This is a genomic window from Methylobacterium sp. J-077, assembly GCF_022829365.1.
Lineage (GTDB): Bacteria > Pseudomonadota > Alphaproteobacteria > Rhizobiales > Beijerinckiaceae > Methylobacterium.
Map to the genome: position 1 here is coordinate 40,969 of NZ_JAKSYJ010000158.1, position 17,607 is coordinate 58,575.

The window sequence follows — 17,607 nt, forward strand, 5'->3', positions numbered from 1 at the left end:
GTAACCGAGCGCCGTGAGAACACCAGACCCCGCCTCGGCTATCGAGATTTCGTTCTTACGCGACGCGTAGCGGATTTACCCTCGAAAATGCCGGCCAACGGCCGTACATTCTGGGTCGGCACGGAGGTGGCGATGCGCGACGCTCAATGTTCGGAAGGCAGCTCGAAGAACCGGCGACGGGCAGATCGATTGGAGGCCCGCGTGACGGCGGAGCAGAAGGCCCTCGTCGCGCATGCCGCAGCGCTTGAAGGACGCAGCATCACCGACTTCGTCCTGACGAGCGTCCAGGATGCCGCCAAGCGCGCCATCGCGGAGCATGAGGTGATCCAGCTCAGCGTTCGGGATTCCCGCGCCTTCGTGGAGGCGCTCATGGCGCCGCGCCAACCCAACGAGCGGATGCGGACTCGCGTCGCCACCTACCGGACGCTGATGGGTGGCTCGGAGACGTGACCATCGGTGCAACGCCGGCCATCGAGCTCTTCGATGCCGGGCGGCACGATCGGTCCCGCTTCACGTGCAGCGTCGACGCCCTCGATCGCTATCTCCGCTCGCAGGCCGGTCAGGATGCGCGCCTCCGGGTGGCGGCCCCCTATGTCCTGCTGGAGCCTCCGGAACCCGCGATTCTAGGCTTCTACACCCTCGCCAACACGTCGATCCGGGCGGCCGAATTACCCGCGGCCTTCGTCAAGAGACTGACGCGCTATCCCATCCTGCCGGCCACGTTGCTCGGGCGGCTGGCGGTCGACGCGACGCGGCGTGGCAAGGGGTTCGGCACGCTTCTTCTCCTGGATGCGCTGCTGCGCTGCCTCAGGAGCGAGACGGCCTCCCTGGCGGTGGTGGTCGACGCGAAGGATGAAACCGCGGTCGCGTTCTACGAACGCTATGACTTCCTTCGGCTGCCCGACCAGCCCCGCCGTCTGTTCAAGCCGATGGCCGAGATCGAGATGCTGTTCGACAGTCGTAACTCGTGAGGCCCCCGGCCTCACCGCCGCCCCGGTGGAAGCGCGATCAGATTGCACTCTTCCATCGGTCCCCGCACCACGCTGCCGTCGCCGCGCCGGTAGAAGCCGTGGCGAACGCGGCGACAGCCGAGCGGGCCGCGCAGACGCTTCATCCGTTCGATATGGACGCTGCCGGCGCGCCGCCCGGAGAAATCGTGGCCGCCGATTCGGACACCCGGCCCGAACCGGACCTCGGCGCAAGCCGGAGCGGCCGCCAGCCAGACCGATCCGACGAGCACCGCCAAGCCCCTACCGACGCTCCACCGCCCGTTCGCCCCCATCCCGAAACCGCCTGAACCAAGCGGGCCTTCGCCCGTTGTCGAGGCGACTTGCGGGCGGGGCCTCACCGGAGGGGTCCGACCGCGCGACTCGAACGCCACCTCGGCGACAGCAAGGAGATCGGTTTCATGCATCAGGGCAACCACCGCGACCACGAGGGCGCCAAGAAGCTGTTCGAGCTGGTCAAGGACGTGAAGATCGCCATGATGACCACGGTCGATGCCGAGGGGACGCTCAACAGCCGCCCGATGTGGAACAACGACGCCGACGAGAACGGCGATCTTTGGTTCTTCACCAAGCTGCACTCGCCCAAGACCACCGAGATCAGCAAGGACAACCAAGTCAACCTGGCCTATTCCGACCCGTCGAGCCAGACCTACGTGTCGGTGGCCGGCAAGGCCGAGATCGTGCGCGACCAAGCCAAGATCGATTCCAAGTGGAATGAGAGCCTGAAGACCTGGTTCCCCAACGGCAAGAACGACCCCGAGGTCGCGCTGATCCGCGTCCACCCGGAGAAGGGCGAGTACTGGGACAGCCCCAACAGCACGATGCTGCACCTCTACGGCTACGTGAAGGCAACGCTCACCGGCGAGAGCCCCAAGACCGACACCAAGAAGGTCGACCTCGCCTGATTTTTCGTGACTTGGCTTTGTGACTTGGCGACGTGGTTAATAGGGGGCGGCGCGTCGCAGGGACGTGCCGTCCTTTTTCTTGACGCGGCCGCGCCCGGCATGCGCTCTGCGCCGTGAGACGCGCGGACGAGTCCGAAAAACATGATTGATCTGGCGAAGCGGGTCTACGATCACAGCTTCCGCATCGACCCGATCGTGCGGTCGCTGCTCGACACCGATTTCTACAAGCTGCTGATGGCGCAGACGATCCTGCGCCGGCATCCGCAGATCGACACCACCTTCGGCATCACCAACCGCACCAAGCGCATCCGCATCGCCGATGAGGTCGATGCCGGGCTCCTGCGCGAGCAGCTCGACCATGCCCGCAGCCTCCGGCTCAGCAAGGGCGAGGTGACCTGGTTGCGCGGCAACGTGTTCCGCGGCCAGGGGCGGATCCTCGGCCCCGAATTCGTGGCGTGGTTCGAGGGCTTTCAGCTGCCCGACTACGAGCTTGCGGTCCATGACGGCCAGTACGAGCTGACCTTCCACGGCCCCTGGATCGAGACCACGATGTGGGAGGTCCCGGCGCTCGCCATCCTCAACGAGCTGCGGGCGCGGGCCGTGCTGCGCGGCCTCGGCAAGCTCGACCTGCAGGTGCTCTACGCCCGGGCGATGACCCGGGTCTGGGAGAAGATCCAGCGGCTGCAGAAGCTGCCTGACCTGTCGGTGGCGGATTTCGGCACGCGTCGGCGCCACGGCTTTCTCTGGCAGGATTGGTGCGTGCAGGCCATGGCCGAGGGGCTGGGCCCCGCGTTCCTCGGCACCTCGAACTGCCTGATCGCCGCCCGTCAGGAGGTCGAGCCGGTGGGCACCAACGCCCACGAATTGCCGATGGTCTACGCGGCGCTGGCCGAGGACGATTCGGCGCTCGCCGCCGCGCCCTATGCTGTGCTGGCCGACTGGCAGGAAGATTACGACGGCAACCTGCGGGTGATCCTGCCCGACACCTACGGCACCACCGGGTTCCTGGCCAACGCCCCGGATTGGGTGGGCGACTGGACCGGGATCCGCATCGACTCGAAGGACCCGATCGAGGGCGGCGAGGAGGTGATCCGGTTCTGGCAGGAGCGCGGCTACGATCCCCGCGACAAGCTCGCGATCTTCTCCGACGGGCTCGACATCGACGCGATCGAGCACATCCACGGCCATTTCCATGGATGCATGCGCATCGGCTACGGCTGGGGCACCCTGCTCACCAACGATTTCCGCGGTCTCCTGCCCGACGGCAAGCTCGATCCGGTCTCCGTGGTCTGCAAGGTCATGGCGGCCAACGGCCGGCCGACAGTCAAGCTCTCGGACAACCCGACCAAGGCGCAGGGACCGGCCGACGCGATCGCCCGCTACCGCCGGGTTTTCGGCGTGGGTGCGCAGGAGGCGCTGCCGGTCGTGGTGTGAGGCGCGTTTCAGTCGGCCATTCGTGAAACCGGCCCCCTGACGACAGGCGCCTTCAACAGGTATGATGTCGACCAGGAGGGCTGCCGCACGCGGCCGGCTCGACGGGAGAACGCCATGACCCTGAACCGCCGCTCGCTCATCGGTGCCGCGGGCCTCGCCCTGGCGGCGCCGGGCCTCGAAGGCGCGCAGGCCGCCGAGGCCGCGAAGCCGGCCGCCAAGGCGCCGCCCGTCACAAAAATCCTGGCGCAGTGGATCCTGGCCTCGTCCTACGACACCCTCCCCGAAAACGTCCGCCGCGAGGGCGTGCGCAGCTTCCTGAACTGGGTCGGCGTGGCGATCGGCGGCTCGCATCACGAGACCGTGGACGTGGCGGTCTCGGCGCTGCAGCCGTTCTCCGGACCGCCGCAGGCCGGCCTGTTCGGCCGACCGGAGCGGTTCGACATCATGAACGCCGCCTTCCTCAGCGGCGTGGCGAGCCACATCTTCGACTTCGACGACACCCACCTCAAGACGATCATCCACCCGGCCGGCCCGGTTGCCTCGGCGATCCTGGCCTATGCCCAGATGAAGCCGGTCTCGGGCAAGGATTTCCTCGACGCCCTGGTGGTCGGGATCGAGACCGAGTGCCGGATCGGCAACGCCGTCTACCCGAACCACTACGACGCCGGCTGGCACATCACCGGCACCTGCGGGCCGTTCGGCGCGGCGGCGGCCGCCGGCAAGCTGATGGGGCTCACCGAGCCGCAGATGATCTACGCTTTGGGGCTCGCCGCCTCGCAGCCGGTGGGCCTGCGCGAATCGTTCGGCTCGATGAACAAGAGCTTCAACCCGGGCCGGGCGGCCTCGAACGGTTTGTTCGCGGCGATCCTGGCGGCCAAGGGCTTCACCTCGTCGGATGGCATGATCGAGGCCAAGCGCGGCTGGGCCAACACCATCTCGACCAAGCAGGACTGGTCCGAGATCACCGACGGCCTCGGGACCCGCTACGAGGCCCTGCTCAACACCTACAAGCCGTTCGCCTGCGGCATCGTCATGCACCCGACGATCGACGCGGGCGTGCAGATCCGCGACCAGGACCATGTCCGGCCCGAGGACATCGCCCGGGTCGACCTCAAGGTCCACCCGCTGGTTCTGGAGCTCACCGGCAAGACCGCGCCGAAGACCGGCCTCGAGGGCAAGTTCAGCATCTACCACGCCGCCGCCATCGCCCTCGTGGAGGGCGCAGGCGGCGAGAAGCAGTTCAGCGACAGGGCGGTGAACGACCCGCGCGTCGTGGCTTTGCGCCAGAAGGTGGTACCGGTGATCACCCCGGGCATCGACGCCGCGCAGGTCGACATGACCGTGACGCTCACCGACGGGCGGAGCTTCCACCGCCGGATCGAGCACGCGATCGGCAGCGTCGAGACGCCGATGTCAGACGCGCAACTGGAGGCGAAGTTCGCCGACCTCGCCGCAGGCGTGCTGCCGGAGACCCAGGCCAAGCGGGTGATGCAGATGTGCTGGTCGCTCCCCGACTTGAAGGATGTCGGCGAGGTGGCCCGGGCCGGGGTGCAGGGGGCGTGATTGGGGTGTCGGCACCTCGGTAACGGATCCGCGAGCCCGGCGGGATCGTTTTCCGGCCCCGTGCCGTTCCCCTGCCGCGAGGCCCCGCGACCCCGGCGGGCGCCCGCCTGTGGCGTTCGGGGCGTGGATCGCAGCATGGGTACCAAGACCCCGGTCGGGGCGCAGCCTGAGCGCGCGCTGGTTGCGCCGCGCCCGACTCGCGTCGCCGCGGCGGAGACCCCGCGGGCCACGATGGCGTCGCCGATCCTGATCGGGGCCACCATCGTGGCGATCCTGTACTTCGGCCGCGAGATCTTCATCCCGATCGCGATCGCGCTGCTCCTGTCCTTCGTGTTGACGCCGCTGGTGAGCCGTCTGCGGCGCCTGCGCCTGCCGCGGCTGGTGGCGGTGGGCGTGAGCGTGCTGCTGACCCTCGGCGTCGTGGCCGCCCTGGCGACCTTGATCGGGATCCAGGCCGCCGACCTCGTGGGCGACATCCCGCGCTACCGCGCCACCATCGAGCGCAAGATCGAGGGCCTGCGCACCTCGCCGGTGGGCCACATCACCGATTACGTCGCCAATATCGGCCGGGCGCTCCATACCGGCGGCCAGGATCAGGCCAAGGCGCCGGCTCAAGAACCGCCGCGTACCACACCGCAGCCGTCCGAGCCCGCACCGGGCCTGGACCAAGCCAAGCCGGACCAAAAGCCAGTCCTGGTCGAGGTCACCTCGATCCCGCCCGGGCCGCTGGAGATGCTGGGCACCCTGCTGTCGCCGGTCCTGCAGCCGCTGGCCACGGTCGGCATCGTCTTCGTGGTGCTGCTGTTCGTCCTGATGCAGCGCGAGGACCTGCGCGACCGCATGATCCGGCTCGCGGGGTCGAGCGATCTGCACCGCACAACCGGGGCGATCGACGACGCGGCCGGGCGCCTCAGCCGCTACTTCGTCGTGCAGCTCGCCCTCAACACCGCCTTCGGGGTCGTGATCGGGATCGGCCTCTACGTCATCGGCGTGCCGAACCCGGTGCTCTGGGCGATCGTCTCCGCCCTGATGCGGTTCGTGCCCTATATCGGCGCCTTCCTGTCGGCGCTCCTGCCGATCACGCTGGCCGCCGCGGTCGATCCCGGCTGGAACATGATGATCGCGGTGACGATCCTGTTCCTCATCCTGGAGCCGCTCACCGGCCAGGTGGTCGAGCCGATCGTCTACGGGCAGTCCACCGGGCTCTCGCCGCTGGCGGTACTGGTCTCGGCCCTGTTCTGGACCTGGCTGTGGGGGCCGGTCGGGCTGCTGCTGTCGACGCCGCTCACCGTCTGCCTGGTGGTGCTGGGCCGGCATGTCGAGCACTTGGAATTCCTCGACGTGCTGTTCGGCGACCGGCCGGCGCTCACCCCGGTGCAGAACTTCTACCAGCGGATCCTGGCCGGCGATTCCGAGGAGGTCTTGGGCCATGCCGAGCTGATCCTGCAGCAATGCTCGCTGTCGTCCTATTACGACGAGGTCGTCCTCAAGGGCCTCGAACTCGCCGCGCGGGACGCCGCGCGCGGCGTGCTCACCACCCAGCAGAAGGGCGCCATGCGCACCGCCCTGGGCGAGTTGATCGCCGACCTGTCCGAGCGCGGCGACGCCGTCGCCGAGACGGCGGGGGAGGGCGGCGAGCAGGCCTGCAGCCCCATGCCGATCGGCCCGTCGCCGGATGCGCTTCCGGAAGCCTGGACCCGCCGGGGCGCGGTGCTGTGCGTCTCCGGGCGCGGCTTCCTGGACGAGGCCGCGGCCGCGATCCTGGCCCAGATCCTGGAGAAGCGCGGCATCGGCATCCGCACGGTGCCGTTCGCGGAGGCGTCCTCGGCGCGAATCGGGCGGTTCGAGCCCGGCCCGGTGCGGATGGCCTGCGTGGTCTCGCTGGCCCTGAGCGGTGAGCCGACGCACCTGCGCCGGCTGGTCGGCCGGCTGCAAGAGCGGATGCAAGGCGTGCCGGTCCTGCTCGGCCTCTGGCTCGCCCAGAACGGCCAGTCGGACCGGGTGGCACGCGCCCCGGAGGGCTCCACCGCGGCGAGCGGGCAGGTCGCGTCCCTGCGCGAAGCCCTCGAGGCGGTGCTGGCCGCGGTGCAGGCGGACATCGCCGCCCGGTCCGGGGTCGGCGCTGCGGCGCGCATGCCGGAACCGGCGGAGGCATGAGGCGAGCCGGCTTGGGCCCTGGGGGGCTTGACGGCCGGGGTGCGGCCCCGGTTTCGTCGAGCACCGGCCGGACCCGTATCGGGCTCCGGGCAGATCAGGGGACAGGGCCGATGAGCGTCGTCGAACTCGGGCGGTTCATGGACGAACTCGTGGAGGCGTCCGGCCAAGCGATCCTGCCGTTCTTCCGCGCCCCGTTCGGCCTCGACGACAAGGCGCGGGGCGGCGCGCCGTTCGATCCGGTCACCGAGGCCGACCGGGCCGCCGAGGTGGTGCTCCGGGCGATGATCGGCCAGACATTCCCCGGCCACGGCATCCTGGGCGAGGAATTCGGCTCCGAGCGCGTGGACGCCGAATATGTCTGGGTGCTCGACCCGATCGACGGCACGCGCGCCTTCATCGCCGGCCTGCCGACCTGGGGTACGCTGATCGGCCTGACCCGCAATGGCGTGCCGGTGCGCGGGCTTATGCACCAGCCCTATCTCGGCGAGCGCTTCACCGGCGACGGCTGCCACGCCCGCCTGCGCGGCCCGGCGGGCGAACGCACCCTGCTCACCCGCCGCTGCGCGGATCTCGGCCAGGCGATCCTGGCCACCACCGATCCGCGGCTGTTCGCGGACGGCGACGAGGCCGAGCGCTTCCTCGCCCTGGAAGGCCGGGTGCGCCTGTCCCGCTACGGCACCGATTGCTACGCCTACTGCATGCTGGCCGCCGGCCAGATCGACCTCGTGGTCGAGGCCGGCCTCAAGCCCTACGACATCGTCGCACTGATCCCGATCGTCGAGGGCGCCGGCGGCCGGGTCACGGCCTGGGACGGCGGCTCGGCCGCGAACGGCGGACGGATCGTTGCGGCCGGCGACCCGCGCCTGCACGAGGCGGCGCTGAAGGTGCTGAACCCGTGAGGGGGCACGGTCTCACGGACCGTCGGGACGGCCGGAGCCCGCCCGCGTGCTGCTGAACGCGCTCGTCCTGCTGGCAAGCCTGGTCCCGGCCGTCGAAGACCGCGCCGCGGCGTTCCTGGCGACGCCGCCGGCGGCAGTTGCCCCGGCCGACATCGCGCCGCCGCGCTTCGACCCGGCCACGCGGTCGGTCTCGAACTGGCACGAACAGGCCGGTGAGAGCCTGCTGCCGCGATCCCTGGCGCTGACCGCCCGGCTCGCCGAGGACCCACCCTACGTCGCCCGCTGCGTCCGGCTGAACAACGGCTGGTGCATCAAGTCCGCCCGCTGGCCGGGGGAGATCGGGGCCGATGCCGAGGGCCACACCGCCTTCGCCACCCTGGCCGACGGCGCGGACGCCGCCGCGAGCCTGCTGCGCCGCTACTTTCGCGACTACAACCGGCGCAACGCGCTCGCCATCGTACGCCGCTGGGCGCCGGCCGAATGCCAAATCGCCTCGACGATACGGGTGGGACGGGGCGTCGCGACGCCGGCCGTCTCGGCCACCCTGGCGCCCCGGGGGCTCGGCCGGACGCTGCGTGCCCGCTTCCTCGCCTCCCACCGGCCGGGCGGCGTGCCGCGGGCGCGGGCCAAGGCCCTGCGGGTGCAGCCCTGGTCGCCGCTGGCCCGGATGGCCGGTCGGCCCGGGGCGCGTCCGGCCGCCCGGGTGCCGCGGGTGGCGATGCTCCAGCCGGTGCCCGACATCGCCGCCGGGATCGCGGCCGAGCCCGGCCGGGCGGGCACGGTCCGGGGCGCCGTGGATCCCACGGCGCTCCTCGACCGCAAGGTGCCGAGCCCCGACCGGATGGTCGCGGAATCCGCCCAGCTTCCGGCCATCGCGGCCGGGCTGCCCCTGCTCGACCTGCGCCTGCCGGCCCCGCTCTGCACCGGCGACGAGGTCCGGATCCAGGCCTATGCCGCGCGGATCAGCGGCAGCGTCGGGCTGAAACCCGGCGACGACCTCGACCTGTTCGGGCCGGACGGCGCGCCGCGGCCCAACCTGGCGCCGGTGATGCTGGCGATGTCGGCGGTGGAGCTCGGCACCCTCCGGGCCGGGCCGGACCTCGTCGAGGCCGCCATCGCCCGCCTGAAGCCCACCCCATAAAGTCCTGGTTTCAAAAGGTCCGAGACCTTTTGCGGGTCCAGGGCGGAGCCCTGCAAGTCTTAGGGGCCCAGCCCCCGAACCCCGCCAACGGGCAAAGCCCTTTGGAAACCCGAAGCCGGCCAAGCCTTGCGGTTCGGGCCGAACCGCGCCACCTGTGCCCCGCCTCTTTTCCCAGACGACGAGCCCGCCCGTGCCCCTGACAGACCTTGCCGCACGCGCCGGCTCGGCCGTCAAAGCCTTCGCTGAAGCCTCGCATGACCTGCTGATCCAGCCGACCTTGCGGCTCGGGGTCACCGGGCTCGCGCGCTCGGGCAAGACCGTGTTCACCACGGCGCTGATCCACCACCTCGTGGAGGCGCACGCCCTGCCGGCCTTCGCCCCCGCGCAGGAGGGCCGCCTGCGCCGCGCCCGTCTGGTGCCGCAGCCCGACGACGACGTGCCGCGCTTTCCCTTCGAGGAGCATTTCGCCACCCTCACCGAGGCCAGGCGCTGGCCGCGTTCCACCGACCGGATCAGCCAGTTCCGCCTGGAGATCGCCTACGAGCGCGCCGCCGGCTGGCGCAGCGGCCCGGCGACCCTGATGCTCGACGTGGTCGATTACCCCGGCGAATGGCTCCTCGACCTGGCCCTGATCGAGACCGGCTACACTGCGTGGTCCCGGGCGACGATCAACGGCACCCGCCGGCCGGGCCGGAGCGCCGTGGCGGCGCCGTGGCTCGAAGCGCTCAAGGGGTTCGATCCCAACGGCCCCCTCGACGAGGTCGCGGCCGAGCGGGCCAGCGACGCCTTCAAGGCCTATCTGGCGGCCCTGCGCGCCGGCCCGGAATCGGTCGCCACGACGCCGCCGGGCCGCTTCCTGATGCCAGGCGACCTCGCGGGCTCACCGGCCCTGACCTTCGCGCCGCTCGACAACCTCACCGGCAGCATCGCCCCCGACAGCCTCGCCGGGCTGATGGAGCGGCGCTTCGAGGCCTACAAGGCCAAGGTGGTCACCCCGTTCTTCCGCGACCATTTCCAGCGGGTCGACCGGCAGATCGTTCTGGTGGACGTGCTCGCCGCGGTCGATGCCGGGGCCACCGCCCTGGCCGAGCTGGAAGAGGCGCTGGACGCGGTGTTGCTCAGCCTCAACATCGGCCGCAACACGGTGCTGTCGAAGCTGTTCGCGCCCCGGGCCGACCGGGTGCTGTTCGCCGCCACCAAGGCCGACCATCTCCACCAGACCAGCCACGACCGGCTCGACGCGCTCCTGCGGCTGCTCGTCTCCCGCTCGATGCGCCGGACCGAGGCCGCGGGCGCCCGGGTCGGCACCGTGGCGCTCGCCTCCGTGCGCGCCACCCGCGAGACCACGATCCATGACGGCGCCGAGGTTTTGCGCGCGGTCGCAGGTACCCCCGAGGCCGGCGAGACGGTGGGCGACGAGCTCTTCGACGGCAACAGCGAGGCCGCGGTGTTCCCGGGCGAGCTGCCGGCCCGTGCGGAAGCCGTGCTGGAAGGCGCCGTCGCCCCGGGCTCGCTCCGCTTCCCCCGCTTCCGCCCGCCGCTGATCCGCCCCGACGGCCTCGGCCGCCCCGGCCACCTGCCGCAGATCCGCCTCGACCGGGCGATGCAGTTTCTGATCGGGGACAGGCTGGGGTGAGGGGGAGGGTGGCTTTCCGCGTGGGCCGTGAGGCTCACACAACGCGTTCCGGTTCCTCCGAGGCTGGGCGAGACGCCCGGTCCGGACATCGCGCGCGCCATCCCTCCCCCCTCTGCGGGGGAGAGGAGTGCGCGTGAGTTCGACCGCGACCCTCATTCGTCGCCCGGCGTTCCATCAGCCCACTGCCGTGAGGGCAAAACTGAAAAACCCCCTCTGGAGGCCGTAAGCCATGTCCTCAGGCCAGAAACCCCGCGCCTTCCGGATCAATCCCGAGCCTCCGCCCGGTCCCGGCGTGATCACGACACCACTCGCGGCTCGGCCGGAGCAGGCCCGGATCGTCGAGGAACCGTTCGAGATCGTCGATGCGGCCGACGGCGTCGCGGTGCCGGTGGCGCCGCGCCGGCGCTCGCCCTGGGGGGCGCTGTTCCTGTCGGCGGCCGGCGGATTGGTCTCGCTGGGGATCGGTCTGTCGATCGAGCGGATGATCGCCGACCTGTTCCAGGCCGCACCCTGGCTCGGCTGGGTGGCGCTCGTGCTGCTGGGACTCGCCGGGCTGGCGCTCCTGGCGATCGTCGTCCGGGAGCTGGCCGGGCTGCGGCGCGAGCGGAAGATCGAGCGGCTGCGGCAATCGGCGGTCGATGCGCTCGCCACCCGCGACCATACCGGCGCGCAGGCGGTGGTGCAGGCGCTGTCCGCCTTCTACGCCGACCGGGAGGTCCTGGCGCCGGGCCGCGCCCGGATCGATGCCGCCGCCGACGCGATCCTCGACGTCGACGACCGGATCGGCTTGGCCGAGCACGAGTTGCTGGCCGGTCTCGACCGGCAGGCGCGCAACGCCATCGCGACCGCCGCCAAGCAGGTCTCGGCGGTCACGGCGCTCTCGCCGCGGGCGATCGTCGACGTGGCGTTCGTGGTCTTCGCCGCCGTCCGGCTGCTGCGCCGGATCGCCGCCATCTACGGCGGCCGCCCGGGCTTCCTGGGCTTCCTGCGGCTGGCGCGGTCCGCTGTGGCGCATCTCACCATCACCGGTGGGATGGCGGTGGGCGAGAGCGTGATGCAGCAGGTACTGGGGCTCGGGATCGCCGCCCGGGTCTCGGCCAAGCTGGGCGAGGGCGTGCTCAACGGGCTGATGACCGCCCGATTCGGGCTGGCCGCGCTCAATGTCTGCCGGCCGCTGCCCTTCGTGCGCGAAGCCCCGCCGCGCCTCGCCGACGTGGCGGGCGAGCTGCTGCGCGCGGCAGAACCCGAATCGAAATAGCCCGGACCGGTTACTTGGCGGCTACTTGGCGGCGGCCGTGGCGGCGCGGCGATTGGCGATGCGGGTGAACATGTTGCCGGTGTAGTCGGCGACCTTCGGCTTCTCGACCTCGCCGACCTTCGCCTCGAACGCCTCGATGCGCTTCAGGAGCGCGACGTCGTTGAACAGCGAGCTGTTGAAGTTGATGTGGGCCCGGGGGCCGAGGGCGGCCTGGACCGCGTCGAGTCGTTCCAGAAGCTCTTTACGCGTCACGGTGCTCTCCAGGGGCGCCTTCGGGGCGAAGGACCGCCCAAGCCGACACTGGAGGCCGCGAGGGTAAACGGCGCGTTAACGCGAAGCGCAGCGCCTACAGCCCTTTCATGAACCCGGCGAGCCGCATCAGCCCTTCCGGCCACGGCCCGTGGCCGCTGGCGGCGTTGATGTGGCCCGATTCGCCGGCATCCACGATCAGGGCGCCCCAAGCATGGGCGAAATCGTCGGCCCGGCCGTAGGTGCAATACGGGTCGGTGCGACTGGCGACCAGGAGCGACGGGAAGGGCAGGGGGTCCCGGGGCACCGGCGCGAAGGCGCGCACCGCTTCGGGCAGGCCGGGCGCCTCCTCGACATCCGGGCATGCCACGAACAGGACACCGCGCACGATTCCGGGAGCGAAGCGCGGGGCCGCCTCGACGCAGGCAACGACCCCGAGGCTGTGGGCGATCAGGATCGCCGGCCGGGTCGCGGCCGCCACCGCCTCCGCGATACGGCCGCACCAGGCCTCCGGGGTCGGCGCGTGCCAGTCATCCTGGGCGACCACCTGCGCGGTGGCGAGGCGCCCGGCCCAGCGGGCCTGCCAGTGGTCCTCGTCCGAGCCTCCGAGCCCCGGGACGATGAGGATGTCGCAATCGGCGGTCTTCATGTCGGCTGCCTAGCGCATGATGCGGAAAAGTGGAATCCGGTTTTCCGAAATCATCATGCGCGAACAAGGCGCTAGCGCAGCCGTCCGGCAAGGCCGTCGAGACCGACCGTCACTCGGCGGCGATCGGGGCGGGCCGGGCTGGACCGGTGATGTGCCGGGCGATCTGCGTCGAGGCGTGGTTCTTGGCCTTGGCCTCGATCTCGAAATCGGCCCAGACCATGTGGCGGGCGACGAGATCGTTCACGGCCCGGTTCCACATCATGTCGGAATGGGCGGCGAGATCCCGGACCGCGTGGCCAGCGGCGCGGAGCGCCGGGAAGTCGGGCAGGGCATCCGGGTCGCATTCGGCCGAAACCGCCTCGCGCGAGACGCTGATATGGGCCACCGGCCGCACCCCGCGCCAGGAGGCCCGTACCCGCGCGATGCGGGGATCGTCGGGCTCGATGTATTCGCCGCCGCTCTGGACCCAGTGATGGTGCAGGTCGAGCACCACCGGCACGGTATCGGCGAGCTGGAGCACGGCCTCGATCCCGAAGACGTTCTCGTCGTTCTCGACGGTGACGAGATCGCGCGCCACCCGGCTCGCCCGGGGCAGGGTCTCGCGGAAACCGGCCACCCCCGGGTCGCCGGCGCCGACATGGATGTTGATATGGGCGCCGTGCGGGTGCCAGCCACCGCCATAGCCCATCCGGTCGAAGATCTCGGCGTGGTAATCGAGCTCCGACAGGCCGTTGGCGATGGCCGCCGGGTTGCGGCTCGCCAGCAGGCAGAACGGGCCGGGATGGAAGCTCAGGCGCACGCCGAGCTGACGGGCCAGCGCCCCGGCCTCCGCCAGCCCGCGTTCGACCAGGGTCGCCATCTCGGGCTCGGCGTAGATGTCGCGCGCGATGGCGTGGGTGTAGCCGGGCAGGACGTTGCTCGCCATGCGCAGCAGGCGTTCGATCGGCGGCCGCGCCCCGACCCAGGCGATCTGGCGGGCCAGCGCATCAAGGTTGTGGGAGACGAGACCGGCGAGCTTCGCCCGCCGGGCGGCGGGGTCCAGCTTGGCGAGATGCGCCATGGTCACGCTGGTCAGGTTCATGTGGAGCGTCGCCTCGCGCTCCGCCTTGAGGGTGGCGTAGGTGCCGGGGGGCTCGTCCAGGACGAACTTGCAGCAGAATCCGAGTCGGGGCTGATCGCGCATAGGATGCACAACGCGCGTCGGCGCCGCGCGTGCCCGACATCGCGCGCGGAACGGCCGCGCTTGGCCGACGTTTGAGCCTTCGAGCGCGGCAGTTCCGCGCGGACGGCCGTCTCGTACCCCCATGCCCGCGTCGCCCCCCCGCCCGAGCTCCGCACCGGAGTCCGGCTCGATCCTCTGGATCCTGATGCTCGGCTCGGCCCTGGTGGCGCTCGCCGCGGCACCGGCCCGCCGGCGCGCGCCGGAGCGGCCCGAGCTTCCGGAGCCCACAGCGGATCAGCACGAAGCCGACGCCGCGCGCAGGAAGGCCGTCAATGCCGGCGCGCGCTCGATCGCGGGCCGCGCCGCGCAGCTCACGGCGGCGACGCAGCCCGAGCGTGGCCGCGCCGCCGACAGCCCCACCGAGATGACGGGCGCCGGCTGGAAGGACATCGCGGTCCGAGTCTACCTGGAATTCAACAAGGATCGGGTGCTGGCGGTCGCCGCCGGGGTCACCTTCTACACCCTGCTGTCGCTGTTCCCGGCGATCGCCGCGCTGGTGAGCTGCTACGGCCTGTTCGCCGACGTGAACGCGATCAACGAGCACTTGGCACAGCTGCACGCGGTGCTGCCCTCGGGGGCGGTCGAGCTGATCGGCGACCAGATCAAGCGCATCGCCGCCCGGGGCAGCAGCTCCCTGAGCTTTACCTTCTTCACCAGCCTGCTGCTGTCGCTGTGGAGCGCCAACGCCGCCATGAAGGCGATGTTCGATGCGCTGAACGTCGTCTACGAGGAGGAGGAGAAGCGCAACTTCTTCTGGCTCAACATCCGCTCGCTGACCTTCACGGTCGGCGCCCTGGTGTTCATCATCATCGCGCTCAACGCCATCGTGGTGGTGCCGGTGGTGCTGAACTTCCTCGGCCTGGGCTCGGGCGCGTGGCTGCTCGCGGCCCTGCGCTGGCCGGCGGTGCTGCTGGTGCTGCTCGCCGGATTGTCGGTGCTGTACCGTTTCGGCCCGAGCCGGGAGCATGCCCGCTGGCGCTGGGTCGGATTCGGCAGCCTCATGGCGGGGCTGCTCTGGCTCGTCGCGTCCCTGCTGTTCTCCTGGTACGTCGCGAGCTTCGGCACCTACAACGAGACCTACGGCTCGCTGGGCGCCGTGATCGGCTTCATGACCTGGATCTGGATCTCGTCGACCATCGTGCTGCTCGGCGGCGAGATCAACGCCGAACTGGAGCATCAGACCGCCCGCGACACCACCACGGGCTCGCCCCTGCCGATGGGCCACCGCCGGGCCCGGATGGCCGACACCGTCGGGGCGGCGGCCTAGCGTCGCCCCCGGATCGGACCGAGATCACCCGAGCGACAGGAGGCCGCCGTTTTCGGGTCCGCGGGACTGCCGGCGCCCGCGCGCGTTGCCTATATATCCCCCGAAACGGGAGATCTTCTTCATGGCCGATAGCGCAACGACCACCCCCGATACCCGCAGCGACGCCGAGTGGCGGGCGACGCTCACACCCGAGCAGTACCGGGTGCTGCGCGAGCACGGCACCGAGCGCGCCGGCACCAGCTGCCTGCTGGCCGAGAAGCGGCCTGGCACCTTCACCTGTGTCGGCTGTGGACAGCCCCTGTTCGAGCAGGGCACCAAATTCGAGTCCGGCACCGGCTGGCCGAGCTTCTTCGAGCCCCTCGAAGGCGCCGTCGAGACGACCGTGGACCGCAGCCACTGGATGGTCCGGACCGAGGTCCATTGTGCCCGCTGCAAGGGCCATCTCGGACACGTCTTCGACGACGGGCCGGCTCCCACCGGCCTGCGCTACTGCATGAACGGCGCCGCCATGACCTTCGAACCTGCGGCGTGAGACGGCTTGGTTCGGGTCTAACCTGGGTTGAGAAAACCGCGCCGAAAGACGGGATATCGGGGACAGGCGGGGTTCCGGGCGAATCGCGACCCGGTTCCGGTCTTGATTTCGTCGTGATTTTGCTTAGCGCTTAACCGTCTGATGTTGTCGCCATTCGGTATTGGCGATGGTTTCGGCCAAGGGCGAACCAATACGGCGTTGCGGTCGAGCTTATACACCGTCAACGTGGGCTCGACTTGGCTGATCCATCCAGGCCGGCGGCCCTGAGGGCAGTCCGCCGGATCGGCGCGCCGCCGACGAAGCGGGAGGGGTTTTGAGTTCATGAGCACCATTCGCCGATTCCTGGTCGCACCATCCCTGGTCCGCCTGATCCGCAAGGAACGGGGCGGCGCCCGGATCACCGAGGGGCACTTCGTCGCGCAGGGGGGCCGCAGTTCCTACGTGCGGGTCGACGGCCAGGTCTGCCAGCTGGTGCTGGTGAACAAGGGCCCCGACGGCATCCCGGCCGAGGAACGGACCGACGTGCCGCGGGCCCACGGCGACGCGCTGCTCGACGTGTGCCCCGGCAAGGCCGCCTACGACCGCACCGTCCTGACCATCGGCGGCCGCGAGGTCACGATCGACCGCTACGTCACGCCGGGCAATCTCGACCTGATCAGCGTCGCCTTCGACAATGACGGCGATGCCACCGGCTTCCAGGCCCCGAACTGGTTCGGCCGCGAGGTCAGCGGCGAGCCCGCCTTCGAGCGCCAGGCACTCGCCATCCAGGGCGTGCCGGGTGCCGAGGAGGTGCCGCTGAGCAACGCGGCGCTCGACGCGGTTCTCGACCTGATCGAGCCGCGGTTCGGCTTCGGCCGCTACGGCAGCAATGCGCGCGCGAGCGAGCCCTCCGACGACGGCGCGATGAACGCGATGCGCCGGATCGTGACCCCGGCCGCGGCGGCGGCCCCTGTGGCGGCAGCCCCAGTGCCGGCGCCGGCCCCCGAATTCGTCGAGCCGCCCGCGGCCGTCGCCGCGGCTGCCCCGGAGCCCGAGCACCATCCCGCGCCGGAGCCGGAGCCGGCCGCCGCCCCGGAGCCCGTGCATCACGCGGCGCCGACCATGCAGGAGCCGAGCCCGCCTCGGCCCGCCCCGCAAGAGAGCATCCACAGCGACGCCCGCATCGACGACGTGATCGAGAGCCTGTCCCAGGCACTGGGCGCGGCGATCCACCAGCATCCGGAGGCCGCCGTCGAGTCCAAGGACACGAAGGCCGATGAGTCGGCCGGCGTGTTCGAGCGCTGGACCGTGCGGCCCCGCCGGACGCAGCAGCAGACCTGATCGACCGAACGATCGAAAAGGCCGCGGGGGCAGGATGCCGCCGCGGCCTTTTTTGTGCGCGCGTCGAACCTCATGAGGTTTCCGGGGGAAGATCTCGCAGGGGCCTTCATCGTCATTGCGAGCGCGGCGAAGCAACCGAGGATTGCGCGCGGTCTTCAGATGCCGCGTAGCTCCGGGATGCTTCGCTCCGCTCGCGATGACGGAGCAGGCACATACATGCACCTTTTTCTTGACAATGTTCCTATTTTGTGCTCATTAGCCGTCACCTGTCCTTCGGTGCTTCGGGAGCGATCCCGGGGCGCTCCTCGGGGGTCCGTTCGGTGGCTGACCGGCGGGCTCGGAGGACGGGGCGATGCCCGCGTCGGTGG

The 17,607-nt window shown here is 70.6% G+C and carries 17 protein-coding genes; 13 read left to right on the top strand and 4 right to left on the bottom strand.

Going from position 1 to position 17,607, the window contains the following annotated elements:
• Positions 1-132 precede the first annotated feature (132 nt).
• Positions 133-450, top strand: a complete 318-nt coding sequence (locus MKL11_RS19345) for a DUF1778 domain-containing protein (protein ID WP_243946428.1) — start codon at positions 133-135, stop codon at positions 448-450.
• Positions 447-971 (top strand): GNAT family N-acetyltransferase, encoded by a 525-nt coding sequence (locus tag MKL11_RS19350; protein ID WP_243946430.1) that lies wholly within the window; start codon positions 447-449, stop codon positions 969-971. Before MKL11_RS19345 ends, MKL11_RS19350 begins: the two co-directional genes overlap by 4 nt.
• Positions 972-982: 11 nt before the next feature.
• Here MKL11_RS19350 and MKL11_RS19355 read toward each other — a convergent pair whose 3' ends face one another.
• A complete protein-coding gene (locus MKL11_RS19355; RefSeq protein ID WP_243946460.1) occupies positions 983-1,282 on the bottom strand; it encodes a hypothetical protein in 300 nt (99 codons plus the stop codon).
• Between the two features lie 126 nt (positions 1,283-1,408).
• Here MKL11_RS19355 and MKL11_RS19360 point away from each other — a divergent pair, with 126 nt between their 5' ends.
• From MKL11_RS19360 to MKL11_RS19395, 8 genes are all read left to right on the top strand, one after another.
• A complete protein-coding gene (locus MKL11_RS19360) occupies positions 1,409-1,912 on the top strand; it encodes a pyridoxamine 5'-phosphate oxidase family protein (protein WP_243946432.1) in 504 nt (167 codons plus the stop codon).
• Between the two features lie 141 nt (positions 1,913-2,053).
• A complete protein-coding gene (locus MKL11_RS19365) occupies positions 2,054-3,346 on the top strand; it encodes a nicotinate phosphoribosyltransferase (protein WP_243946434.1) in 1,293 nt (430 codons plus the stop codon).
• Positions 3,347-3,460: 114 nt separating this feature from the next.
• Complete coding sequence (locus MKL11_RS19370; protein WP_243946436.1) at positions 3,461-4,909, top strand: MmgE/PrpD family protein; 1,449 nt, start codon at positions 3,461-3,463, stop codon at positions 4,907-4,909.
• Positions 4,910-5,044: 135 nt separating this feature from the next.
• Positions 5,045-7,066, top strand: a complete 2,022-nt coding sequence (locus MKL11_RS19375) for an AI-2E family transporter (RefSeq protein ID WP_243946437.1) — start codon at positions 5,045-5,047, stop codon at positions 7,064-7,066.
• 110 nt (positions 7,067-7,176) lie between these two features.
• On the top strand, positions 7,177-7,965 hold the full coding sequence (hisN, locus tag MKL11_RS19380) for a histidinol-phosphatase (protein WP_243946439.1): 789 nt from the start codon (positions 7,177-7,179) through the stop codon (positions 7,963-7,965).
• A gap of 46 nt (positions 7,966-8,011) precedes the next feature.
• Positions 8,012-9,106 carry a hypothetical protein gene (locus MKL11_RS19385; RefSeq protein ID WP_243946441.1) on the top strand — a complete coding sequence of 365 codons (1,095 nt, stop codon included), beginning with the start codon at positions 8,012-8,014 and terminating at the stop codon, positions 9,104-9,106.
• 190 nt (positions 9,107-9,296) lie between these two features.
• Positions 9,297-10,742 carry a YcjX family protein gene (locus tag MKL11_RS19390; protein WP_243946443.1) on the top strand — a complete coding sequence of 482 codons (1,446 nt, stop codon included), beginning with the start codon at positions 9,297-9,299 and terminating at the stop codon, positions 10,740-10,742.
• A gap of 229 nt (positions 10,743-10,971) precedes the next feature.
• Positions 10,972-12,000 carry a YcjF family protein gene (locus MKL11_RS19395; protein ID WP_243946445.1) on the top strand — a complete coding sequence of 343 codons (1,029 nt, stop codon included), beginning with the start codon at positions 10,972-10,974 and terminating at the stop codon, positions 11,998-12,000.
• A 21-nt stretch (positions 12,001-12,021) separates the two neighbouring features.
• Here MKL11_RS19395 and MKL11_RS19400 read toward each other — a convergent pair whose 3' ends face one another.
• The 3 genes from MKL11_RS19400 to MKL11_RS19410 form a co-directional block, all read right to left on the bottom strand.
• The gene (locus MKL11_RS19400) at positions 12,022-12,252 is read right to left on the bottom strand and encodes a hypothetical protein (protein WP_058194309.1); all 231 of its coding nucleotides are present in this window, start codon (positions 12,250-12,252) and stop codon (positions 12,022-12,024) included.
• A gap of 94 nt (positions 12,253-12,346) precedes the next feature.
• Entirely contained in the window at positions 12,347-12,898 is a 552-nt protein-coding gene (locus MKL11_RS19405; RefSeq protein WP_243946447.1) for an RBBP9/YdeN family alpha/beta hydrolase, read from the bottom strand.
• A gap of 109 nt (positions 12,899-13,007) precedes the next feature.
• Positions 13,008-14,081: a UV damage endonuclease UvsE gene (locus MKL11_RS19410; protein WP_243946449.1), complete on the bottom strand. Its 1,074-nt coding sequence runs from the start codon at positions 14,079-14,081 to the stop codon at positions 13,008-13,010.
• A 121-nt stretch (positions 14,082-14,202) separates the two neighbouring features.
• Here MKL11_RS19410 and MKL11_RS19415 point away from each other — a divergent pair, with 121 nt between their 5' ends.
• The 3 genes from MKL11_RS19415 (at position 14,203) to MKL11_RS19425 (ending at position 17,239) form a co-directional block, all read left to right on the top strand.
• Positions 14,203-15,387 carry a YihY/virulence factor BrkB family protein gene (locus MKL11_RS19415; RefSeq protein WP_243946451.1) on the top strand — a complete coding sequence of 395 codons (1,185 nt, stop codon included), beginning with the start codon at positions 14,203-14,205 and terminating at the stop codon, positions 15,385-15,387.
• A gap of 121 nt (positions 15,388-15,508) precedes the next feature.
• On the top strand, positions 15,509-15,919 hold the full coding sequence (gene msrB, locus MKL11_RS19420) for a peptide-methionine (R)-S-oxide reductase MsrB (RefSeq protein WP_243946453.1): 411 nt from the start codon (positions 15,509-15,511) through the stop codon (positions 15,917-15,919).
• Positions 15,920-16,240: 321 nt separating this feature from the next.
• Positions 16,241-17,239, top strand: coding sequence for a hypothetical protein (locus MKL11_RS19425; protein ID WP_243946456.1), 999 nt, complete (start codon positions 16,241-16,243; stop codon positions 17,237-17,239).
• Positions 17,240-17,607: the final 368 nt, after the last annotated feature.

Coding starts and splice junctions, on each gene's coding strand:
- MKL11_RS19345 (WP_243946428.1), top strand. CDS start 133: ATGCGCGACGCTCAATGTTCGGAAGGCAGCTCGAAGAACCGGCGACGG.
- MKL11_RS19355 (WP_243946460.1), bottom strand. CDS start 1,282: ATGGGGGCGAACGGGCGGTGGAGCGTCGGTAGGGGCTTGGCGGTGCTC.
- MKL11_RS19360 (WP_243946432.1), top strand. CDS start 1,409: ATGCATCAGGGCAACCACCGCGACCACGAGGGCGCCAAGAAGCTGTTC.
- MKL11_RS19365 (WP_243946434.1), top strand. CDS start 2,054: ATGATTGATCTGGCGAAGCGGGTCTACGATCACAGCTTCCGCATCGAC.
- MKL11_RS19370 (WP_243946436.1), top strand. CDS start 3,461: ATGACCCTGAACCGCCGCTCGCTCATCGGTGCCGCGGGCCTCGCCCTG.
- MKL11_RS19375 (WP_243946437.1), top strand. CDS start 5,045: ATGGGTACCAAGACCCCGGTCGGGGCGCAGCCTGAGCGCGCGCTGGTT.
- hisN (WP_243946439.1), top strand. CDS start 7,177: ATGAGCGTCGTCGAACTCGGGCGGTTCATGGACGAACTCGTGGAGGCG.
- MKL11_RS19395 (WP_243946445.1), top strand. CDS start 10,972: ATGTCCTCAGGCCAGAAACCCCGCGCCTTCCGGATCAATCCCGAGCCT.
- MKL11_RS19405 (WP_243946447.1), bottom strand. CDS start 12,898: ATGAAGACCGCCGATTGCGACATCCTCATCGTCCCGGGGCTCGGAGGC.
- MKL11_RS19410 (WP_243946449.1), bottom strand. CDS start 14,081: ATGCGCGATCAGCCCCGACTCGGATTCTGCTGCAAGTTCGTCCTGGAC.
- MKL11_RS19415 (WP_243946451.1), top strand. CDS start 14,203: ATGCCCGCGTCGCCCCCCCGCCCGAGCTCCGCACCGGAGTCCGGCTCG.
- msrB (WP_243946453.1), top strand. CDS start 15,509: ATGGCCGATAGCGCAACGACCACCCCCGATACCCGCAGCGACGCCGAG.
- MKL11_RS19425 (WP_243946456.1), top strand. CDS start 16,241: ATGAGCACCATTCGCCGATTCCTGGTCGCACCATCCCTGGTCCGCCTG.